Genomic DNA, 23,864 nt, shown 5'->3' with positions numbered 1-23,864 from the left:
CGTTCTGCATCCATCGCGGCACGGCAGCCTGTACCGGCAGCCGTGACTGCCTGACGATAGATGGGATCGGCTACATCGCCACAGGCAAAAACACCTTCCACATTGGTTTTGGTATAGGGACTGTCGGTCTTGATATACCCCACGTCATCGAGGTCGATGTAGTCCTTGAATATTTCGGTATTCGGTTGATGGCCGATAGCCAGAAAGAAACCATCTACGGCGATATCCCGTTTTTCTTCGTCGGGCTCTCCCATCCGCTTTACAAGGTGAACCCCTTCAACCCCCTTTTCTCCAAAAAGGCCTACTGCATTGTGTTCGAATAAAATTTCGATTTTGGGGTTATTCATCACACGGTCCTGCATGATCTTCGATGCACGCAGGTAAGGCTTCCGCACGATCATGTAGACTTTGTCTGCCAGTCCCGATAAATAGGTAGCCTCTTCGCAGGCGGTATCGCCTCCTCCCACCACAGCTACTTTTTTCTTTCTGTAGAAGAAACCGTCGCACGTGGCACAGGCGGATACCCCTTGTCCGGCATATTTTTTTTCGTCTTCCAGTCCCAGGTATTTGGCCGTCGCGCCGGTTGAGATGATTACCGTGTCGGCTTCGATCACCTGCTCGTTGTCGATGGTCACCCGAAGCGGACGGACGGAGAAGTCTACTGCAGTGGCTCTGCCCGAACGCACATCCGTACCAAAACGCTGTGCCTGTTTTTTTAAGTCCTCCATCATCTCCGGCCCGGTAATCCCATCGGGGTAGCCGGGAAAGTTTTCCACATCGGTCGTGGTGGTCAATTGCCCGCCAGGTTCCATCCCTTCGTAGAGTACGGGGTTGAGGTTGGCGCGTGAGGCGTAGATAGCGGCAGTATAACCTGCCGGTCCTGATCCAATAATCAGGCATCGCACTTTATTGCTCATAGTAATATACTGTAAATTAAATAACCTTCTGTCATGCTTCTCCGATGCGAAGGTTAATGAGTGAATTATTGATTCAAAGGTACCACTATTCTTCCAAATATGAAACCGTTATCGGCTTTATCTATTTGGCCTAAATGAAAAATATGAAGCGCTGAAATCTCTGTGTCTATTACCTAAGGTCTACGATTTCCACATCGGGATGCTGCGCCGTATCGAAACGAAATATCGTGTCCTCAAATTGATAATTGACGTTGTACCCGGTGATGTCGATTTGTGTTTTCGTCCCGTTGGCTGCAGTGAGAATCAACTGTACCACAGCTTGGTTTTTTTTGTTGATGGACGCGGTCACAGCACCGAAATCCTTGTTGCCCGTGACGGGTGTCATCTCGATCTGGTAAACAGAGGTCCCGTTTACCGTTTTAGAGACGGGAGCTTTCAGAATATAGCCGTTTTTGTACATACTCAACATCGCCAGCGGGCTCACGGATGCAATTTCCTGCCCGGTAGGCGTGCTAATGTTTACTTCGTTTGCCTCTTTCATGTATACCCATTGGGTCTTACCGTCGAACCAGATATCCATACTCCCCATTTCTAGCTTGAAGCGATTTCCTTTGATCAACGCCACGCCCGATTCGGGATAGTAGGACGTACCGTCGGGATCCAACGTGGTCGTCTTAAATGACAACCTGATGCCGTCCGAAGCTTCTAAACCGCCAAGTGCTTTGTCTAAAATGGCTTTCGACTCCGCGTTGTTTTGACTGAACAACGGCAGAGATAAGAGAAGAGTAGTGAAAAGTGTTAGGCTGATTTTCATTTTCGTTGGTTTTTGCTTGTTACTTTAGGTAGATGACGAAAAGTCCAGTCACGTTAATGGACCAGAAAACGGGCTCAAGGTTTAAAAAGAAACGCGAAACAAATTGAACTGTACGAAGCGGACATCCTTTGCTGTCGCGATCCGGAGCAATGAGCCCCTTACCGCATAGAATCGAGAAGTTTCTCCAGTGAGTACTCGTCGGCAATAAACACATCACGTGGTTTGCTGCCTTGTGCCGACCCTACAATTCCGGCTGCTTCCAGCTGATCCATTAACCTGCCGGCACGATTATATCCAATGGAAAACTTACGTTGGATGAGCGATGTGGATCCTTGTTGGTGAACCACAATGAGTCGTGCTGCTTCCTCAAACAACGCATCCCTGTCGTTCAGATCAACAGCCCCGGGAGTCGCATCAACGTCGGTGTTCACCTCGGGAAGTGCAAATGCATTGTCGTACCCTTGCTGTTTTCCGATGTACTGGGCAATTTCTTCCACTTCGGGTGTGTCTACGAAGGCGCACTGGATTCGGATCAGGCTGCTCCCCTGAGAGAAGAGCATATCTCCGCGGCCGATCAGTTGGTTAGCGCCGCTCATATCGAGGATGGTCCGCGAGTCTATTTGTGATGTCACGCGGAAGGCCATGCGTGCCGGGAAGTTGGCTTTGATGGTTCCCGTGATGATGTTGGTGGTAGGCCTTTGTGTTGCAATCACCATGTGAATACCCACGGCACGGGCTTTCTGTGCGATGCGGGCAATGGGCATCTCAATCTCTTTTCCGGCCGTCATGATCAGGTCTCCAAACTCATCAATCACCACCACAATATAGGGCATGTAGCGGTGTCCCTTTTCGGGGTTCAGCCTGCGTTTCACAAACTTTTCGTTGTATTCCTTGATAGCACGTACATGCGCCCTCATCAGCAATTCATAGCGGTCGTCCATCTCCTTGGTGAGTGAATTGAGTGTCTGTGTCACCTTGGTCACATCGGTGATGATGGCTTTTTCTTCGTCGGGCAGCTTGGCCAGATAGTGCCTTTCGATGGTGGAATAAATGTTGAACTCCACCATCTTGGGGTCAATCAGCACCATCTTCATCTCCGACGGATGTTTCTTGTAGAGTAGGGAGGTGATGATTGCATTCAGACCCACAGATTTTCCTTGACCCGTGGCGCCGGCCACCAGGAGGTGTGGCATCTTGGTGAGATCGAAGATGAATACTTCGTTGGTGATGGTCTTCCCCAAGGCAACGGGCAGATCATAAGTGCACTCCTGAAACCTCTTGGAGGAGATAACCGATTGCATGGATACAATCTGAGGGTCTTTGTTGGGAACTTCGATACCAATTGTTCCCTTGCCGGGCATCGGTGCGATGATGCGAATACCCAATGCCGAGAGACTCAGTGCGATATCATCTTCCAGATTCCGGATCTTGGAGATGCGGACACCTGCCTGGGGAACAATCTCGTAGAGGGTGATCGTAGGGCCGACAGTGGCTTTAATGGAGATAATCTCGATGCCATAGTTGCGCAGTGTGTGAATGATCTTCTCTTTATTTTCGTTCTGTTCATTCATGTCTACTCCTTTGTCGCCCGTGTTATAGACCTTCAGCAGGTTCATGGAAGGGAACCTGAACGAGGAAAGATCTTTCCTCGGATCATATTCCTCGAGTATATCCGGCTCATCGGCCAACTTCGTTTCGGATCTGTTTTTATCTGTTTCAGGATGTGACAGAAGCACGGTCTCATCTTCTTTTGGAACAATTACTTCAAAATTGTCCTCATGATCCGTTTCTTTTTGTGGCAGGGGCGACCGGGATGCGGACGTGAAAGATGTTGCCTGAGCAGGGTGAATGTTGGTTGCCGGATTTGCTTCTTCCTGCTCGTCTAACTCTTCTGAAGCTAGGGCCACCTCTTTCTTTTCTCTGATCTTAGCTATGAGTCGTTTGAAAAGTCCCGGTTTTTTCTCTTCTTCGGGCTCTTCGGGTTCATCGGTTTCTGCTACGGACGCGGCAAAAGATGTGTAGGAGTCATCGTCGTGTTTCGGAAAGGAGGGCTTGTTGTTCACCAGTGTCTGCTGGATCTTGTAAATGGAGCTTTTGCGGAAGATCACGGCCATGATTAGAAAAAACAACACGATAATCAGCACCACCCCCGGCCATCCTACACTGCTCTCCAGTATCCGCTCTGTCTGTATGCCATGTGCTCCGCCCCATTTCACATGGGAGCCGGGAAAAAGCCTGTCAAGGATGAAAGCGCTGCTTACAGATCCGCCGATAATGCCGAATGCAGTAACGAAAAGTGCCTTCAGCAAAGGGAAGTCGGACACTTTCATCATGCGAAGCCCGATATAAATAATAAAAATGGGTATCAACACCGAGAAGATGCCAAACCAGTCGTTCACGAGCATTTCGGCAATAAACGCACCACCGGCACCGGTCCAGTTTTCCACCTGCGGTGCGTCGGACCGGATAAGCTCCAGGAACGTTTTGTTCAGCACCTTACTTTGGTCGGCAGCACCGGTGAAAAAGAACGATACGATAGCCAGCAACATGAAGATGCCAATGAAAGACGCGATCACTCCTGTGATAAAATGCAATCGTTCGCTTTTGAGAAAGCGGAACCATGGAGTGCTCTTTTTCCTGGATGCGGAAGATCTTTTCCTTTTTCTTTTTGCCATATGTTCTCTTGCACTCCTTTCATGTTTTCGTCGTTGCAAAGTACATTGAACGGATGAGGAGGCGAAAAGTATTATCTTAGTATGAAACTACAAATTTAGCAAAAAGAAAATTAGATTGAAAGCGAAAGGTCCGCGAATCACTTCGCAGACCTTTCTTGTTAACACAATCTTCATGAAACAAACTACACTATCGAGTTGATTGCAGAATGATAATCCGGCTCCTGTGCAATCTCAGAAACCAGTTCCGTATACCGGACTTTCCCTGCGGGATCAATGACAACCACGGCACGGGCCAGAAGCCCTTTGAGAGGCCCGCTGGTCATCAACAGCCCGTAATTCTTACCAAAGGTATCGTCGCGGAAGGTGGAAAGCGTGATCACATTTTCAATGCCTTCCGCCGAACAGAACCTGCCGGCAGCAAAGGGAAGGTCGGCGGAAATACCCAAAACAACGGTATTTTCCAACGATGCAGCTTCTTTGTTGAAGCGGCGCACCGAAGCAGCGCATGTACCTGTGTCGAGGCTCGGGAAAATATTCAGTACCACATTTTTTCCTTTAAAATCCGATAACTTTGTTTCCGAGAGATCGCTCTTCACCAAGATGAAGCCCGGTGCTTCTGTTCCTTTTGCTGGCAGCTCTCCTATCGTCTGTACAGGATTGCCTTTAAATGCAATATTTGCCATATAATATTTTTTTATTTAAATCTATTCTTAATTATTTCCTTGTCACATGTTCTAAACAAAGAGTTTGTGCAAATGTTCAAAATAGACTCATTTTTAACGTTCAATGAGGAGACGGACTCTTCTGATGCAACTCTTCCCGCAGGTATCGGGCTGTGTAACTTTGCTCGTTTCGGACAATCTCTTCGGGGGTGCCGGTGACAAGAATGTTTCCCCCTCTCTCGCCTCCCTCGGGGCCCAGGTCAATGACATAGTCGGCACACTTGATGATGTCGAGGTTGTGTTCAATCACGATCACGGTATTGCCTTTGTCCACAAGCTTGTTCAACACACCCAATAACACCCGGATATCTTCAAAGTGAAGCCCGGTGGTGGGCTCATCCAGTACATACAGCGTATTGCCGGTATCTGTGCGGGCCAGTTCCGTGGCCAGCTTCACGCGTTGGCTTTCGCCTCCCGAGAGGGTTGTTGACGATTGTCCCAACTTGATGTATCCCAGCCCCACCTCCTGCAATACCTTTATCTTGTGCAAAATGGTGGGCACATTCTCAAAAAACTCAACAGCATTGTTGATGGTCATATCCAGTACATCGGCAATTGACTTCCCCTTGAAGCGTACCTCCAACGTTTCGCGGTTGTATCTTTTGCCGTGACAAACCTCACAGGGTACCATCACATCGGGCAGGAAGTTCATCTCGATCGTTTTATAACCGTTGCCGCTGCACTTTTCGCATCTTCCTCCCTTCACGTTGAAAGAGAAGCGCCCCGGCTTATAGGCCCGTATCTTTGCTTCCGGCATGCCGGCAAAAAGATTCCGTATATCGGCAAAAACGCCGGTATAGGTAGCCGGGTTAGAGCGAGGTGTGCGGCCGATGGGCGACTGGTCAACGCTCACCACCTTGTCCAGATGTTCCACTCCCTTTGCCGAAACATAGGGCAGGGGATCTTTTAAGGAACGATAAAATCTCTGGCTCAGTATGGGCTGCAGCGTTTCGTTAATCAGGGTTGATTTTCCACTGCCCGACACTCCAGTTATGCAGGTAAAGGTGCCCAGCGGAAACCTGGCAGTCACATTTTTCAGGTTGTTGCCCGAAGCGCCCTCAATGATGAGTTTTTTGCCGTTTCCTTTTCTTCTTTTTGTAGGAACGGCTATCTCCAGCTTCCCGTTGAGGTAGTTGGAGGTGAGGGTGTTCTTTTTCAACATCTCCGAAGGAAGACCCTCAAACACCACATCGCCCCCCTTCTGTCCGGCAAAGGGGCCCATGTCTACAATGTAATCGGAGGCAAGCATCATATCTTTGTCATGTTCTACCACTACTACGGAATTACCCGAATCGCGCAGCTTCTTCAACGAGTCAATCAACCTGTGGTTATCGCGCTGATGCAAGCCGATGCTTGGCTCATCCAGAATATAGAGTACGTTTACCAGCTGTGAACCAATCTGCGTGGCCAGCCGGATGCGTTGACTTTCACCTCCTGAGAGCGAGGCCGAGGCGCGGGAGAGAGACAGATAGCCCAGTCCCACATCCAGCAGAAACTGCAGGCGGGAAAGAATCTCTTTCTTTATTTCCTCGGCGATCAGCCGCTGTTTTTCGGTTACAGCCGACTCCGATTGGACGAACCACTGGTACAACTCCTCAATGTCCATTTCGGCAAGCTCTGAAATATTCTTTCCGTTAATCCTGAAGTGAAGGGCTTCCTTGTTAAGCCGCTGACCGTTACATTCGGGACAGACCGAGGTGGAGATGAACTGTCCCGCCCACTTTTGTGCTGTGGCTGAAGCTTCATCGTCCTGCTGCATCTCAATGTATTTTGCCACACCCTCGTAAGACACCATGTAGTTGGAGTTTCCCAACGACTCATTCTTTATTTTCAATCGTTCATTGGTTCCATACATGATCTCGTCTATCGCCTCCCGGGGAATATCTTTGATGGGGGTTTTCATTGTGACGCCGTACTTTTCACAGATGGCTGCTATTTGCCAGAAAAGCAGGCTGCTTTTTTCTTTTCCAAGCGGTATAATACCGCCTGCAGCAATGCTCTGCTCAGGGTTGGGGATGATTTTTTCAATATCGATCTGATCAACGGAGCCGATGCCTTTACAACGGGGGCAAGCTCCCTGTGGTGAGTTGAAGGAAAAATTATGCGGTGCAGGCTCGTTATACGACAGCCCGGTAGTGGGACACATCAGGCTGCGGCTGTAATGTCTTACTTCATCGGCCTCCACATCCTGAATAAGAATCAATCCGGCACCCTGTTTCATGGCTGTGCGTACGCTTGCTTTCAGCTTATCGGCAAACTTGTTGGAGACAACCAGCTTGTCAATCAGGATTTCGATGTTGTGGTTTTTATACCGGTCTACCCTCATGCCGGGAATGATCTCTTTGATCTCACCATCCACCCTCACGTTAAGATAACCCTTTTTGCGGATCTGCTCAAAAAGCTCTTTGTAATGTCCTTTCCTGTTTCTTACTACAGGGGAAAGGATGTGTATTTTTTTTCCAATATATTTCTCCAGGATCAGCTCCAGGATCTGATCATCAGTGTATTTGACCATCTTTTCACCGGTAACCCAGGAGTATGCTTCGCCTGCACGAGCAAAAAGAAGGCGCAGGAAATCGTATACTTCGGTGGTGGTGCCGACGGTTGAACGGGGGTTCTTGTTGGTTGTTTTCTGTTCGATTGAGATCACGGGGCTTAGGCCGGTGATCTTATCCACATCGGGTCGTTCCATCTTTCCCAGAAAGCCACGGGCGTATGCCGAGAAGGTTTCAATATAACGTCGCTGTCCTTCGGCAAAGATGGTGTCGAACGCCAGTGACGACTTTCCACTGCCACTCAACCCGGTCACCACGGTGAGCGAATCGCGCGGGATGGTTACGTCGATATTCTTCAGGTTGTGTACTCGAGCACCGTACACATGAACTTGTTCTGTTTCGGAAGTCATAGTCTGTATAAACGATAGATAACCTAAAAAGTTTACTTCACTACCCATGCCGCATTATGCACCTTCGGCTGAACCCCTTCCCTATAGAATAGGCTTTCCTTGGTAGGGATGAAGATGGTATAGGTTTTGCCGGAAGTATTGTTCAATTTGTTGCTGCGTAGCCAGGAGTTAAAGTCCTTTAATTGGGCATAGGTGATTTGATTTTCTTGGGCAAAGGCGACCAGGTCCGCTATGGAGTTGGATACGTTCACTTTCTTGAACTCCATGGGTTTGTACAGGTCTGAGGGCCTGAGGATGAATCCGTATTGCTGCGGATGCTCAAAGATCTGTTTGATGGCGAGCATGCGGTAATAATAACGAGAGGTTTCCTCCACAAGCCAGAGATCAAGCGCATCGTCCACCTGCTGGTCCCTCAGTTCAGAGGTGATACGCCCCTGTCCGCCGTTGTACGATAGGGCAGCAGCACTCCACGACCCATATTTGCGGTAAGCATCTTTCAGATACCGGCAGGCAGCCTCGGTCGATTTTTCAACATGATACCTTTCGTCTACCTCGGCACTCACCTCGAGGCCATACTGCTTGCCCGTGCTTTGCAGAAACTGCCACAGTCCTGCTGCCCGTGCCGGAGACACCGCCCGGTGATCGAGGCTGCTTTCGATAACCGCCAGGTATTTCAGGTCGTCCGGCACTCCCTGCTGTTTCAAAATAGGTTCAATAACCGGAAAGATGCGGTTAGCACGTTTTATAAGCAACAGGGTGGTGGAGTGAAAGTATGTAAAGCTGTTCAACTCCCTGTCCATCCGTTCATGTTTGTCGTACCGGTCAAAAGTGATTTTTTCTCCGGCAAAATACATAATCCGGGGTATTTCCACTGAGGCAGTCATCGATAGTACCAGTGGCTTTTCCGATTCGGTTTTGTCCAGGTTGTTCCCCGATGTCAGCAACAGGAAGATTCCTGCCAGGCCGGCAAGTAACAGGAATATGGAGATCAGCAGTGATTTTTTCATTTTTTCTGTTAAATAAAGTGATGATTACCTCCGGATTACGGGGTGTCTGTCCGCATAGCCGAAGAACGAACAAATTTACAAAAATAATTCCAATCCCCAAGTCTTCTGAAAATTATGGGGTACACGTTTCATCTGCTCATTTTTTCGTAAGTTTGCGTTTTACAAAGTACAGGACAGGTTAGGAATATTGAAATGAAACTAAAAACACCCCGATCGGTTATTAAAGCCCACGACATCAGTCAGCTCCGTTTTCGTGACACACCCTTTGTCAAGCTGATGAACAAGCGTATATACAACATATTGATGGTGGCCTCCAGGTATGATATGTTTATCCTTGAAGATGACGGCCGCGTAGACGAACAGATCTTCAACGAATACACCTCGCTCAATCTCCGCTATCCTCCCCGCTTCACACAGGTAGGAAGCAACAAGGAGGCGCTTGCCGAGCTAAAACAGAACCATTATGAGCTGATCATCTGTATGCCCAATATGGATAGCAGTGATACATTTGATTTGGCGAAGCAGATAAAAGCGCGTTATTCCGGCATACCTGTAGTACTGCTGACTCCTTTCTCGAAGGCGGTGACTCAGTCGCTGAGTAGGGAAGACCTTAGCGGCATCGATTATGTATTCAGCTGGCTGGGTGATACCGATCTTTTGCTGGCTATTATCAAAGTAGTGGAAGACAGGATGAATGTGGAGCACGATGTGAAGACGGTGGGTGTGCAGACCATCATGCTGGTGGAGGACTCTGTCAGGTTTTACTCATCTGCCTTGCCGTTGCTCTATAAGTTTGTTCTTTCCGAGTCGAAAGAGTTTTCGAAAGAGGCATTGAACGATCACCTGCGTATGTTACGCATGCGGGGACGTCCCAAGATACTGCTGGCCCGCAACTACGAGGAGGCCGTCGCTTATTACAGTAAGTATGGCGATAATATGCTGGGGGTGATCAGCGACATGAGCTTCAATGTGAATGGAGAGAAAGATAGGCTGGCCGGAAAACGACTGGGCGAATGGATAAGAGAGAAAGATATCTATATTCCCATCATCTATACCTCCTCCGAGTCGGAGAACAGCAAATATATCAATGGGGATAACGCTGTCTTCATCGATAAAAACTCGAAAACCTTCCCTCAGGATTTGCGCAGGGCGATCAAGGATAACCTCGGATTTGGCGATTTCATCATTACAGACCCGAAAACAAAAGAGGAGATATTCCGTATTAAGAATCTGAAAGAGCTACAGATGAATATCCGAAACATTCCGGATGACGCTCTTTATGAACACCTCTCCCGGAATCACTTCTCTCGTTTTTTCTACTCGCGTGCTATGTTTCCAGTGGCGGAGATGCTTAAAAAGATCGACGTGTCGGAATATGCCAGCATGAATGATGCCCGCGAACTGATCTACGCCACCATCGTGCAATACAGAAAAATGAAAAATACGGGTGTGGTGGCTGTTTTTGAAAAAGACCGGTTCGATCAGTACTCCAACTTTGCCCGTATCGGTGAAGGATCGCTCGGAGGAAAGGGCAGGGGACTGGCATTCATCGGTTATATGGTGAAGACGCATCTGGAGCTGAACAACAATCAGAACTTCCCGGTGACAACGCCCAAGACCGTTGTGCTGTGTACCGATATCTTCGACGAATTCATGGAGGCCAACGATCTTTATCCTGTGGCATTATCGGAGCGGTGCGACGAAGATATTCTGAAACATTTTTTGGCTGCCAAGCTGCCTAAAAGGCTGGTGAGCGACTTTCTGGTCTTTTTCGAAGCCATTGAGGGGCCTATTGCCATCCGCTCCTCCAGCCTGCTGGAGGATTCCCAATACCAGCCCTTTGCAGGAATATACTCTACCTACATGATTCCTTACGTGAACGATAAGTATGAGATGGTGCGCCTTCTGAGCAATGCCATCAAGGCGGTCTATGCCTCGGTCTTCTATAAGGACAGCAAAGCCTATATGGTGGCTACGCAGAACCTGATCGACCAGGAAAAGATGGCGATCGTGCTACAGGAGGTGGTGGGATCCCAATACGGGAAGTTATATTACCCTGCCATTTCGGGGGTGGCACGCTCCATCAATTACTACCCCATCGGTGATGAGAAAACCGAAGATGGCATCGTGGATCTGGCATTCGGGCTGGGAAAATATATCGTCGATGGCAATATGGGACTGCGTTTTTCGCCGCTTCATGCATCCCGGATCCTGCAGTTAAGTTCGCTCGACCTGGCATTGCGGGACACGCAGACACAGTTTTATGCCCTCGATCTCGATTCTGTCTCTAAAGATTTTACTATCGACGATGGCTTCAACCTGTTGAAGCTGCGGCTGCGCGAAGCTGAGAAAGAGGGCCCCCTGCGATATGTAGCTTCCACTTATGATCCTCAGGATCAGATTGTACGTGAAGGTTTTTATGAGGGAGGACGTAAGATCGTTTCCTTCGCCAACATCCTGCAACACGATATGTTTCCGCTCTCGGATGTACTCGACAAACTGCTGAAAGCGGGACAAAAGGAGATGGGAAGGCCGGTAGAGATTGAGTTTGCCGTCGACATCAGTAGCCCTCAGTTTGCGTCGTTCTATGTCCTGCAGATAAGGCCAGTGGTAGACAGCAAGGAGGTGGTTCATGAAAGCCTGGAGGAAACGCCGGTAAACGAGACGGTGTTATTTTCGCGGAATGCGCTGGGAAATGGGATGTCGAGCGACGTGTACGACGTAGTCTATGTGAAATCAGATGCTTTCAATGCTGCTAAAAATCAACTGATTGCTCGTGAGATAGAAAAGATGAACAGCGAATTTGTCGCTGCCGGCACCAACTACGTGCTGGTGGGACCCGGTCGCTGGGGTTCTTCCGACCCATGGCTGGGCATCCCGGTAAAATGGCCACATATCTCTCAGGCACGGGTCATTGTGGAATCGGGTATGGAGAACTACCGCATTGAGCCTAGTCAGGGAACCCATTTTTTTCAGAATCTCACCTCTTTCGGGGTCGGATATTTTACGGTCAACCCCTTCCTGGAGAATGACGGATTCTTCGATGAGCCTTTTTTGAATGAACAGCCGGCTGTGTTCGAAACGGATTATATACGCCGGGTGCATTTTGACAAGCCGTTGTGCATCAAGATAAACGGTAAGAAAAGAGTGGGTGTTGTGCTGAAACCATAGAAAGAAAAATGTCTGTCCCCGGAATAGTGAAAAATGGAGATCCTGTTTTCCCTCTCCACGGTTTGGGCGTAATTTTCCGCCGGAAACGTAATTCCATCAGAAATCTATAATTATAATATATAATAAATGTAAATGGGATTTCTCTTCCTTATAGAAAAATGATCCGGATAATTCTTTGTATCATATCCGTGTACCCTTCCTTGTCGTCTTTATTGCGATTAAAAAAAGAATAATTTATTAGTTAATTAAATTAAAATATGGGGAGAGAGGGTAGCGTTTTCACCCCTTTTTTCATCATAGAGAATAGAAATGCACTGTTTTTACTCGAGATCTCAAAAATGATGCATATAAAATTTTCTGATGAACCTAATTATTATTTTTTAAACTTTTACGATTATGAATGTGAAGACGTTAAGTTATGCAGTGAGTATAGTGCTTGCTTGTATATTATTTGTGGCTTGTGAAGACGACGATAAGAAAGTATTGACTTTTACTCCGAGCAAAGTGGAAGTGGAAGTAGGAAAAACGGCTACCGTCAATGTTGGGAAGGGAATAGTCCCTTATACAGCGAATCCGGCCGACAAAACCATCGCTACCGCCACTGTGGACAAAAGCACTGTTACTATTACCGGAGTGAAGGAAGGTACTACTACCATTACGGTGACCGATAAAGAAAAAACCAGTGGCAAGATTTCCGTCACGGTAAAGAAAGCTGTCTCATTGACATTTGATAAGCCTGCTCCGGAAGCGACAGTAGGGGCAACGGTAGATGTGAAAGTCAGTGGAGGTGTAGCGCCTTATACTGTGGAGACAAAAGATGCTACAATTGCTACGGCAGTGGTTGCCCAGGACAAAATTACCATTACCGGAGTAAAAGTGGGTAAAACCGATATTGTGGTATATGATAAAGACAAGAAAAACAGCGGAACCATTTCCGTAACCATAAAATAACAGCGTATTGCGCGACTCCCCGCTTCTTGGGGAATTAATCAATGAAAAGGCAGTCCCGACGGTTTCTCCGGGCTGCCTTTACCTATATTATTATTTTCTTTTATAATACTTTCATCATCTTCTTTGTGGCAAAGAGAACTTTATGTGCGGTTTTCTTTCCTTCTCTTTCAACCAAATAAGGAATGAATTGTTACTACACAATAAATGAATAAATAGGACAGAAGACAAGTTTGCTTGGATTATGTTCTTGCATAACGTTAAAATATAAACCGATGAAACGATATTTTTTATTGTGGATGGCATTGGTGGGTCTTCTGGCTCTGTCTGCACAAACAACACACACTATGAGGTATGATCAGGCCTGGAAAAAAGTTGTTGAACTTGAAGAAAAGTCACTCCCTCAATCGGCCGCGGCAGAAGTAAACAGTATCCTGAACAGGGCAATTTTGGAGAAGAACAGTCCGCAGGTGATCAAGGCATTGATCCATCAGGGCAAATATAACCTGGTGCTGGATGTGCAAAACGACACGCTTATTTTCCGAAATCTGAATGAGATGGTAAAAAAGAGCAGCGATGTGGTGGAGCAATCGGTACTTCATTCCATGTTGGGCGAGCTGTACATGCAATACTACCAGAAAGAGCATCAGGCAATTAACCAGCGTACGGAAGTGGGTGATTTTGTGCCGGCGGACATGAAAGAGTGGACACGGAATATCTTTTACAATAAGGTAACGGAACAGCTGAACGCCTCCATTGCGCATGAGGGTGAACTGATAAAGGCGAAAGTGGAATCCTATGCGGATGTGGTGGAATTGGGCAGGGATTCGCGCCGTTTCTACCCTTCAATGTATGATTTTTTGACGAACCGTGCTGTTGAGATTTTTAGTCAGATTAGCCCGGATAAGGATTTGAGCCGCACGTTGAAGCATAAAAATATTTCAATACAGTCGCTGTTTGCCCCCGCTGAAGAGTTTGTTACACTCTCATTCAATCCGCAAGCCTCTGAGCAGGGTCTATGGACATTGGAAACATACCGGAAATTGATTGCCTCTCTCCTTAAAAGAGACATGAAGCAATCGGTGCTATTGACCGAACTAAATAAGCTTGACTACTTGTCGCGATTCCACAGTGTTTATACAACCCGCGCTTTACCGTCGCTGAAAAGATTACAGGAGAAATGGGAAGGTCAAGACATCAGTGTGGAAATCATTGATAAAATTGCCGGTCTATATCAGAGCCACTTATGGGAATTGTCCGGCAGCGACAGCCTGAAGCGGGCAGCGGCAGCCAAGGATCTGTACGATCTGTTGCGAAGCTACATCAGCAGTTTTCCCGGGTATGAACGTATATCTGCTCTGGAAAACAGACTTCGACAACTGACGCAACCTCAGTACACTGTCTCGGGAGAAAAAACATTTCCCATTAAAGGAAAGAAAAGGTGGAAGATCCAATACAAAAATCTTGTGTCGCTGAATGCAACATTGTACAGGATCGACTCACCCACAGAGGTGGGGGTGGTACAATCTGAGAGGTGGAAAAGGGTCGACGGGAAAAGGACCTTCCTGAAAAATATCACGGTGCCGTTACCCCAAATTGCAGAATATATGCAGGGCGAAACAGACTTCTTACTGGAGGTAGATCACCCTGGCACCTATATGCTGACGTTCGGCTCCACACCCGGAGGTATCGAAAATGGGCTGTCGGATTATTATTTTTCCGTTTCCGACCTTTCCGTTTTTGCCCGCTCATCCGCAAAGGAGAGATATGATTTCTTTGTGGTAAACAGGGTGACGGGGGAGCCAGTAAGAAAAGCAAAAATTAATATATACATGCAGTCTGGCAATTGGCGTAATTCCAAACTCACAGTCGTTGAGTCGGTGGTTACAAACGACGAGGGGCTGGCTGTATATCATAAGGGTGAGATCAACAGTGACCTGTTTTACCAGGCCGTCTCGGGAAAAGATAACGGCTCGCAGCTTTACCGGTTACCATATGAATATTACGAGTACGCTGAGAATGCTGATGCCGGGCGTGACCAGGTTAGCATTTTCACCGACAGGAGCCTCTACAGGCCGGGACAGACTCTCTTTTATAAAGCTGTATTCACCCGTGCAAAAGGAGGTGAAAACAGCATAGTCAAGAATAAAACTGCCAATTTTGTGTTGCGCGATGTCAATCGCCGGGAAATTTCGAAGCAGACTCTGATAACCAACGAGTATGGCTCGGTCTCGGGAGAGTTTGTACTGCCACAGGGCACGCTGCCCGGAAATTTCTCAATAGAAACAGATGAGGGAGGCACTGATTTCCGTGTGGAGGAATATAAGCGCCCCTCGTTTGAAGTGACATTTGATACGATCGGAAAAACCTATAAGTTTGGAGATGAAATCACGTTGAGGGGCAAAGCAGAAAACTTTTCCGGAATCAGGCTTCAAGATGCAGAGGTGGAGTGGCGCATTGCCCGGCAGCAAACATGGTGGTGGCGGTGGGGTGATGTGCCGGAACATTTCACAGAGGGAACTGTCACCACCGACAAAAATGGTGCATTTGAGATTTCTTTCACTCCCTTAAAACCCGATGAGCAGTATTCGCTCAGATCAGTATTCTCGTTTGTGGTCGAAGCCGCGGTGACCGATCTGAATGGAGAAACGCAGACAGGAACTTACAGCATTCCGGTTGGAGATGTCTCCATGATATTGCAGGCAGAGATACCGGACCGAATGGAGAAAAAGAGCGGTCAGCACATTGTGATCTCGGCGAAGAATCTTGATGGTGCGGACATAGATGCTGTCGGGACTTACCGGCTCTACTTGTTACAGAGAAACGATTCCATCGATCAGCTTGTCGCGGAGGGGCCGTTTGAATGTGGAGAACAGCCGGAAATGAAAAAACAGCTTGCCGGAATGCGCTCCGGAAAATACCGGCTGAAACTCCAATCGGAAGATGACAGGGGAAATCCTGTAGAAGCAGAAAAGGATTTTATTTTGTACTCCTTTGCTGATAAACGTCCACCCATCAAAACCAATGAATGGCTGGTTGAGAAAAGCGCTTTTTTTTCAGAAGGGAAAAGCGGTGAAGTGATACTGGGTGTGTCAGATAAAGTGAATGTTTTGTACGAGCTGTGGCAGCGAGACAGGTTGTTGGAAAGAAAATGGTTAAAGCTGAACAACGAAAACAGGCTTTTTGACATTCCCTACAAGAGAAGCTATGAGGAGGGAGTGACACTCATGCTGACCTATGTGAAAGAGGAGAGATTTTATGCACACAGCGTGGAATTGCGGCCGGTGAAGGAGGAGAAAAAACTGAACGTGAAGCTGGATGTGTTTCGTGATAAGGTCCGCCCCGGAGACAATGAGGAGTGGAGGATAACGGTTACTGATGCCGGCGGCAACCCATCCAGGGCGGAAGTGCTGGCTTCGATGTACGATTTCTCACTGGACCGGATATACCCGTCGCACCCCTGGAGCCTGTCGCTCCATATGCCCGGCCCGTATTATTCCCGAATGGGACTGGTCAGCGACCAGTCTTTCAACCCGCAGACAGCGATGGGATACTTTTCTATTCCGACGGTAGACGTACTCCCTTTTTCCTTCGACCGCTTCAACTGGTTCAATTTTTCATTCTATTCCGGAAGATTGATGCTAAGAGGTAGTGCTGTAGATGCAAAGAATGCAGCAGCATCCGGTTTCCTTGCCGAAGAAGAACTGCTTTCCGGTAGAAGAGTTTCCGATAATTCCGATATGGCAAAAAGGGAGGAAGCTGCTGCCGGCTTGTCTGTTCAGAGCCAGATACCGCAAATCCGCCGAAACTTTCACGAGACCGCCTTTTTCTACCCCCACCTGAGAACCAACGAAAAAGGGGAGACGCAGATCGCATTCGTCGTGCCCGAAAGCAATACAAGATGGCGCTTCAGGGTGCTGGCGCACGACCAGCAGCTGAATACCGGGAAAGTGGAAGCAATTATTGTGTCGCAAAAGGAGCTGATGGTGACGCCCCATATGCCTCGCTTTCTGCGTCATGGCGACAGGACGAGTGTCTCCACGAAAATTTCCAACCTCTCCGGTACTACCCAATCAGGCAAAGTTACGCTGGAGTTGTTCAATCCGGTGACGGACGAACTACTGCTCAATATACCGGTCCCCAACTCCGAAAAGGAGTTCACCCTGTTTCCGGATGCCTCTGCAGATGCCTCCTGGACATTCGATGTTCCATTCGGTATCGATCTCCTCGGTGTGCGTATCGTGGCTGAAACGCCGCAATTTAGTGACGGAGAACAACATGCGCTGGCTGTCCTGCCAAACCGGATGCTGGTAACCGAAAGTATGCGTCTTGATGTGAACGGGAATCGAACGAAGACATTCTCCATGGGTAGGCTTCTGAACAAGAGGTCCGCTTCCATCCGCGATTACCGTTTGACTCTTGAGTTTGCTTCCAATCCGGTTTGGTACGCAGTGCAGGCTCTGCCGGTACTGGGAGAACCGGTGAGCGACAACGCGGTGTCCTGGTTTGCCTCTTATTATGCCAACATACTGGGTACCCATATCGGTAAAGTATATCCCAGGGTATTGAATATGGTAGAAGCCTGGAGAAAACAAGGCGGCAGCAAAGAGACTTTTTACTCCGACCTGGAGAAAAACCAGGAGTTGAAAAATGTGCTGCTGGAAGAGACCCCCTGGGTTCTTGAGGCAAATACCGAATCGGAACAAAAGGAAAAGTTGTCTTTCCTGTTCGATCTGAATCGTAGCCGCAATCTTACTCAAACTGCCCTCGGCAAGCTGCAGGAACTGCAGACCAGCCAGGGCGGCTGGAGCTGGTTCAAAGGCTTCAAACCCAATGTCGGCATTACCCACTATATTCTTTCCGGATTTTTTCAGTTGCAGGAGCTGGGTGCTGTAGAGTTTTCCGAAGAAACAGCATCCATGCAATCAAGCGCAATTTCATTTATTGATGCGGAAGCTATCCGGCGCTTCGAAGAACTGAAGAAGCTGAATAAAGACTGGAAGAATATCAAATCCATTTCCGGCATCGATCTGGAATATCTTTTTGTGCGTACCGCTTATGTCAATCACCCTTTGGGTGCCACAGAAAGGGAGATGATTCGTTTTTACCGTGCTGTGATTGAAAAAAATTGGACGTCATTTGGGCCGTATGAGCGTTCACTCATCGCAATAGTCTTGCAGAGAGAGGGAGAGACGAAGGTTGTACAGCAGATGCTGAACTCTTTCCGGGAGCATGCAGCCATATCAGACGAAATGGGCATGTACTGGCCCAATAACCGGGCGCAAGTGTTTATGTCGCAGTCCGCCATATCCGTACATACCTTTATCATGGAAGCTTTCCGTGTGGGAGGTGCCAAAGAGGGAGAGATGGACAAGATGAAACAGTGGCTGCTGAAACAGAAACAAACGCAAATGTGGGAGTCCACCCATGCCACTATTGATGCAATATATGCTCTGCTGAGCCAGGGAAGCGACTGGTTCTCATCAGAAGGAGAGACTAGAGTCACGTTGGGAAATCGTCTTGTGGAAGCAGAGAAGAGTGAATTGGGTACGGGCTATCTCAAAGACTCGTGGAGTCATGCAGAGATCGCCCCCGAAATGGGGCGGGTCACGGTGACCCACAAAGGTGAGGGACCTGCATGGGGCGCGCTCTACTGGCAGTATTACGAAGACCTTGATAAAATTATCCAATACGGTGCTTCCCTCGACATCGGGAAGCAACTGTTTGTTGAACAAACCGATTCCACAGGGATAAGCCTCATTCGCATCGTGGAAGACACTCCGCTCACTGTGGGAGATAAAGTGGTGGCGCGGCTTGTAGTGCGTACCGACCGAGATTTGGAGTTTGTGCATCTGAAAGATATGTATGCCGCTGCCTTTGAGCCGGTAAGCCAGATATCGGGTACCGGATGGCAAAACGGTATTCTCTACTATCGGACATCGAAAGATGCCTCCACAAACTTCTATTTCGATGTGCTGCCACGAGGTACCTATGTGTTTGAATATGCCATGATTGTAGGACGTTCCGGTGCTTATTCGAACGGAATTACTACCCTGCAGTGCCTGTATGCACCGGAATTCAATTCACATAGTGCCGGAATCAGAATAATTGTTAAACAATAAACAGGGACTAAACTAAATTGTTACTTTTGTGTCGTACGTAAAAGAGTTAAAACAGTATACTAAATAGATATCACAATGAGGAAATTGAGTTTATTTTTATTCTTTACCGTGCTGTGGGGCAGTATGGCAGTTGCCCAGCAGAAGCCGGGAATGGATTTTGCGCGCACGGAGCATAATTTTGGCACCATCAAGGAAGAACTGGGCGCAGTGACCACCCAGTTTGAATTCACAAACCACGGCAAGAGCCCCCTCATCATACAGCGTGTTTCGGCATCCTGTGGATGTACCACCCCAAGTTATACACGCGAGCCGGTTCTGCCGGGCAAAAAGGGTACCATTTCAGTAAAATATTCCACGGTACGGCGCCCGGGAACCTTTAACAAAACCATTACCGTGTATACCAATGTCCCCGATACGGTATACGTACTTACCATCAAAGGAAACGTTGTACCCAAACAATAAACAGGTATAGGATTTGCAATACAAGCCGAATGAAGTATCTTTGTATAAGGCTTCATTCGGTTTTTAATTTGATCTATAGACAATGGAACATCCAGAAAATGATCAGAAATACAAGGGATTGATTGTAAATAAGGGAGTAGCACAACCTCCCAGTGTGAACCCCTATATAAAAAAAAGAACCAGAGGCGGTCATCGTACTGTATCGGAATATGTGGATGGTATCCTGGCCGGCAACAGGGTGATCCTCAGTCAGGCTGTCACTCTGGTGGAAAGTGCGCGGCCTGATCACCAACAAAAGGCACAAGCCATCATTGAGAAGTGTTTGCCCTACTCGGGGAATTCCATTCGTATCGGAATTACAGGTGTACCCGGAGCCGGAAAGAGTACTTCCATCGATACCTTTGGAATGCATCTGCTCAAAAAAGGGCACAAACTGGCTGTTTTGGCTATTGATCCTTCGAGTGAACGTTCCAAAGGAAGTATTTTGGGCGACAAAACACGCATGGAGAGACTCTCTGTGGAGCAGAATGCTTTTATCCGCCCTTCTCCTTCGGCTGGTTCACTGGGGGGGGTAGCGAGAAAAACACGGGAAACAATCATACTCTGTGAAGCTGCGGGGTTCGATTATCTTTTTATTGAGACAGTGGGTGTAGGACAGTCGGAGATTGCTGTCCATTCGATGGTCGATTTTTTCATGCTGATCCAGCTTGCGGGCACGGGCGATGAGCTTCAGGGTATCAAGCGGGGAATCATGGAGATGGCAGACGGAATTGTGATAAACAAAGCCGACGGCGATAATATCGACAAAGCACAAATGGCACAGCGACAGCTCCGCAACGCTTTGCATCTCTTTCCGCTTCCCGATTCCGGATGGACTCCCGAAGTGCTTACCTATTCCGGCTATTATAACCTTGGAATAGAAGAGGTGTGGGATATGGTGAGCCGGTATGTGAATTTTGTACGAAAGAACGGTTACTTTACCCGTAAACGAAGTGAGCAGGCAAAATACAGAATGTACGAGACGATTAACGAGCAGCTTCGGGATAGCTTTTATAATAATTCGGAGATAGCAAGTTTGCTGGTTCGGCTCGAGGATGATCTTCAACAATCCAGAAAGAGCTCCTATGCAGCTGCTAAAGAGGCTCTTGATAAATATAATGAGTTGAAAAAGTAAAAAAATGCCCCTGCTTGGTACAACGATACAACTTTTTACTTAATTTTGTATCGTACTTTTAGGAGGCGCACTCTTCTAACGGTTAGGAAAATTGTTTCTCAGGCAATGAATAGCGGTTCGATTCCGCTGTGCGCTACTAAAGAGATTTCCATTTTATCGAAACAGAAAGTTTCCCTTAATCTATATCTTACCGTAAGTGCCGAATTTGTGTAGATCTTATTTTCCTTGTAAAAAGCAGTTTGTTTTTTTGACGTATAGAAAATATTCTTATACGTCGAATAGCCTCTCATAGCAATAGCTGAATTAAAAAAAATGTTATAAAAGGAATTGATCTACCCTGTATAGATAATTATCTTTGCGAAATAAAAAAAACTAATCGTAACCTAAAATTAGGTTTTGTTGTCAGAAGTTGTTATTTTTGGCGCTATAATTGATAAAATTATCACTGTAAATTTTATTTAATATGAAATATCGTTATTCCGTTATTGCATTGTTGTTGTGTTTTTTTAGCTTTTCCGCATTTTCGGGTAGAGGAATGAGAAGCTTCGCGATTGTCGTTGATGAACAATTGATGGATTCTTGTAGAGCTTCAATCAACAAATATGCTGCTTCTGTTCAAGCAGATGGACTGACAACCCATATCGTTGTAGACCGTTGGAATATTCCCGACTCCATCCGCACCCGTCTGCATCAACTCTACCTGCACGATCAGCTGGAGGGAGCCGTCTTCATCGGTGATATCCCCGTGCCCATGATCCGCGATGCACAACATCTGGCCACAGCTTTCAAGATGGATCAGCGGCGTGCATGGGACCGTTCCTCCATCCCCTCCGACCGGTTCTACGATGACTTCGACCTGCGGTTCGAATACCTTAAACAGGATTCACTGCAGTCCCTCCTGCATTACTATAGCCTTACAGCGGAGGGAGCCCAGTCTGTGGAGAGCGAGATCTATACTGCCCGTATCAAGCCACCCAAATATGAAGGCAAGAGCCGCTTTGAGCTGATTGATGCCTTCCTGGAAAAGGCTGTAAGAGAGAAAGCCACTGCACGCCAGATATCTCAGATCACCTATTTTGCCGGAAACGGATACAACTCCAACAGCCTGGTGGCCAGGGCCGACGAGCGGCTGTCGCTCACCGGCCAGTTCTCCGTATTGGCACAGGGAAAGGGCAACCTCAATTACATTGATCATACCTTCGATGAGTTCGTGAAAGGTCGACTCATGGCTGAACTGGAAAGGGAGGAGCTGGACCTGGCCATCCTACACCACCATGGTGCCGATGACACCCAATATCTGAATGCCAGCCCTTATACCATCATGACCGATAAATGGCTGGAGATGGCCCGCAAATTCTTTCGCGGAAAGATCCGCAGTGCAAAGGATACTACTGCTTCCAAGCAATATTACATTGACAACTACAATGTGCCGGAATCGTGGGTGAACAACGCATTCGACCCCGGGATCATGCTGCAGGACAGCCTGAGCGATGCGGCCATGGATATTCATATTGCCGATCTGGAAGGCTTCACACCCGGAGTTCCCTTTGTGATGCTCGATGCCTGCTTCAACGGATCTTTCCATCTGGAAGATTATATCAGTGGCCATTACATCTTCAATCCCGGAAAGACTGTCGTGGTCAAGGCCAACTCGGTGAATACCCTCCAGGATATCTGGACCAATCAGCTGATCGGCCTGCTGGAGCTGGGTGTGAGCGTCGGCAACTGGGCGAAGGAGCAATTCACCCTGGAGTCACACCTGATGGGTGATCCCACCTACCGGTATGCGAGCAACCGCAACGATCGTGACGACCTCAGCCGGGCCATTGCCCACCGGAGAAATGATCTCAGCTACTGGAAGAGATTGTTGAAGGATAAACACCCCGAGGTGAAGGCCTTGGCCATGAAGATTTTATTTAAGAAGGGGGCGTTGACACCGGATCAGTTGTACGCAATACAGACGAGTGATGTGAGTCCAACCGTACGGTTGATGGCCTACCATCTGCTGATCCAAAGCGACAGCGAACAGCTGGTGCCTGCCATCGAGGCGGGACTACATGACAACTATGAACTGATTCGCCGTTTTGCCGCGATGCACGCCGGTGAGAACCAATCTCCCCGGCTCCTCGACGATCTCATGAAGATACGCCTCTCGCCCGGTGTCTCGGAACGTGTCTACTTTCAGGTGAGAGGCGCTGTGGAGCAATATGCGAAAGATGATGCACTGGCTGCTTTCGACAAACAGCTGGAAGGCAGGAGCGGTAGCTGGTACGAGAAGATAAAAGCAGAGAGAACCAATTTCGAGAGGATTCTTTCCGCAAAAGAGGAGGATATGAAGCAGCTCCTCGATCGGGAGGTGGAGTCGCGCAACAAGCGATTCAACATCACGGCTCTGCGCAACTCCAACCAGGCTGCCTATCTCGACACGCTGTTCCGCTTCATGAAGGAGTCGGATGATCAGAACCTCAGACAACTGCTGGCGGAGGCATTCGGCTGGTACACCCGCTCCTGGAAGAAGCAGGAGATCGTCGACTTCTGCCGGGCACAGGCCGCCGTGGAAAAGGATGATACCGTGAAAAGGGAACTGCTGCGCACCGTCAGACGACTGACCGATTGATGCCATCCACGTGATATGATTCAAAAATAAAGAGCAAACAGTATGAGCAGAAATCCAATTTTCAATTCGATGATATCGCCAGTGAGAGTGCTGTTGTACGGCACAGCCCTGTTGGGGTTGTGGATTCTTTCGGCGCAGCATCTTACTGCACAGGAAGCCCTCTCTTCCGTGAGAGGAAGGGTGGTAGAGCAAAATAATCCCACTGTGCCGGTTGAATTTGCCACGGTGCAGGTGCTCCCGCAAGGGTCGGCCACCACCACCAACAACAAGGGTGAATTTTTCTTCGATCGTCTCTCGCCGGGGCGGGTCAACCTGAAGATCGAATTTCTG

The 23,864-nt window shown here is 48.0% G+C and carries 13 protein-coding genes; 7 read left to right on the top strand and 6 right to left on the bottom strand.

Annotated elements, in window-relative coordinates; translation table 11 throughout:
• From trxB to B3Z75_RS11055, 6 genes are all read right to left on the bottom strand, one after another.
• Window positions 1–917, bottom strand: a 917-nt coding sequence (gene trxB, locus B3Z75_RS11080; RefSeq protein WP_294071565.1) for a thioredoxin-disulfide reductase, incomplete at its 3' end; no start/stop codon positions are given.
• A 169-nt stretch (window positions 918–1,086) separates the two neighbouring features.
• Window positions 1,087–1,731, bottom strand: a complete 645-nt coding sequence (locus B3Z75_RS11075; protein WP_294071562.1) for a LolA family protein — start codon at window positions 1,729–1,731, stop codon at window positions 1,087–1,089.
• 158 nt (window positions 1,732–1,889) lie between these two features.
• On the bottom strand, window positions 1,890–4,406 hold the full coding sequence (locus B3Z75_RS11070; RefSeq protein WP_294071559.1) for an FtsK/SpoIIIE family DNA translocase: 2,517 nt from the start codon (window positions 4,404–4,406) through the stop codon (window positions 1,890–1,892).
• Window positions 4,407–4,588: 182 nt separating this feature from the next.
• Window positions 4,589–5,089, bottom strand: coding sequence for a thiol peroxidase (gene tpx, locus B3Z75_RS11065; RefSeq protein ID WP_294071556.1), 501 nt, complete (start codon window positions 5,087–5,089; stop codon window positions 4,589–4,591).
• A gap of 100 nt (window positions 5,090–5,189) precedes the next feature.
• On the bottom strand, window positions 5,190–8,033 hold the full coding sequence (uvrA, locus tag B3Z75_RS11060) for an excinuclease ABC subunit UvrA (protein WP_294071553.1): 2,844 nt from the start codon (window positions 8,031–8,033) through the stop codon (window positions 5,190–5,192).
• 32 nt (window positions 8,034–8,065) lie between these two features.
• The gene (locus B3Z75_RS11055; RefSeq protein ID WP_294071550.1) at window positions 8,066–9,040 is read right to left on the bottom strand and encodes a lytic transglycosylase domain-containing protein; all 975 of its coding nucleotides are present in this window, start codon (window positions 9,038–9,040) and stop codon (window positions 8,066–8,068) included.
• Window positions 9,041–9,232: 192 nt separating this feature from the next.
• Between B3Z75_RS11055 and B3Z75_RS11050 the strand changes: the two genes are divergently transcribed.
• The 7 genes from B3Z75_RS11050 to B3Z75_RS11020 all read left to right on the top strand — a co-directional run.
• The gene (locus tag B3Z75_RS11050) at window positions 9,233–12,211 is read left to right on the top strand and encodes a PEP/pyruvate-binding domain-containing protein (RefSeq protein WP_294071547.1); all 2,979 of its coding nucleotides are present in this window, start codon (window positions 9,233–9,235) and stop codon (window positions 12,209–12,211) included.
• 396 nt (window positions 12,212–12,607) lie between these two features.
• Complete coding sequence (locus tag B3Z75_RS11045; protein ID WP_294071544.1) at window positions 12,608–13,162, top strand: pilus assembly protein N-terminal domain-containing protein; 555 nt, start codon at window positions 12,608–12,610, stop codon at window positions 13,160–13,162.
• Window positions 13,163–13,434: 272 nt separating this feature from the next.
• Window positions 13,435–19,281, top strand: a complete 5,847-nt coding sequence (locus B3Z75_RS11040) for an alpha-2-macroglobulin family protein (RefSeq protein WP_294071541.1) — start codon at window positions 13,435–13,437, stop codon at window positions 19,279–19,281.
• A 75-nt stretch (window positions 19,282–19,356) separates the two neighbouring features.
• Entirely contained in the window at window positions 19,357–19,743 is a 387-nt protein-coding gene (locus B3Z75_RS11035) for a DUF1573 domain-containing protein (protein WP_294071538.1), read from the top strand.
• A gap of 82 nt (window positions 19,744–19,825) precedes the next feature.
• Window positions 19,826–20,917: a methylmalonyl Co-A mutase-associated GTPase MeaB gene (gene meaB / locus B3Z75_RS11030; protein ID WP_294071535.1), complete on the top strand. Its 1,092-nt coding sequence runs from the start codon at window positions 19,826–19,828 to the stop codon at window positions 20,915–20,917.
• Window positions 20,918–21,380: 463 nt separating this feature from the next.
• On the top strand, window positions 21,381–23,534 hold the full coding sequence (locus B3Z75_RS11025; RefSeq protein WP_294071532.1) for a HEAT repeat domain-containing protein: 2,154 nt from the start codon (window positions 21,381–21,383) through the stop codon (window positions 23,532–23,534).
• 42 nt (window positions 23,535–23,576) lie between these two features.
• On the top strand, window positions 23,577–23,864 hold a 288-nt coding region (locus B3Z75_RS11020), incomplete at its 3' end, for a carboxypeptidase-like regulatory domain-containing protein (protein ID WP_294071529.1).

The sequence above is a fragment of the Proteiniphilum sp. UBA1028 genome (genome assembly GCF_002316955.1).
GTDB lineage: Bacteria > Bacteroidota > Bacteroidia > Bacteroidales > Dysgonomonadaceae > Proteiniphilum.
Note: the sequence above shows the minus strand (reverse complement) of the source record. Positions and strands in the feature narration are given on the sequence as shown.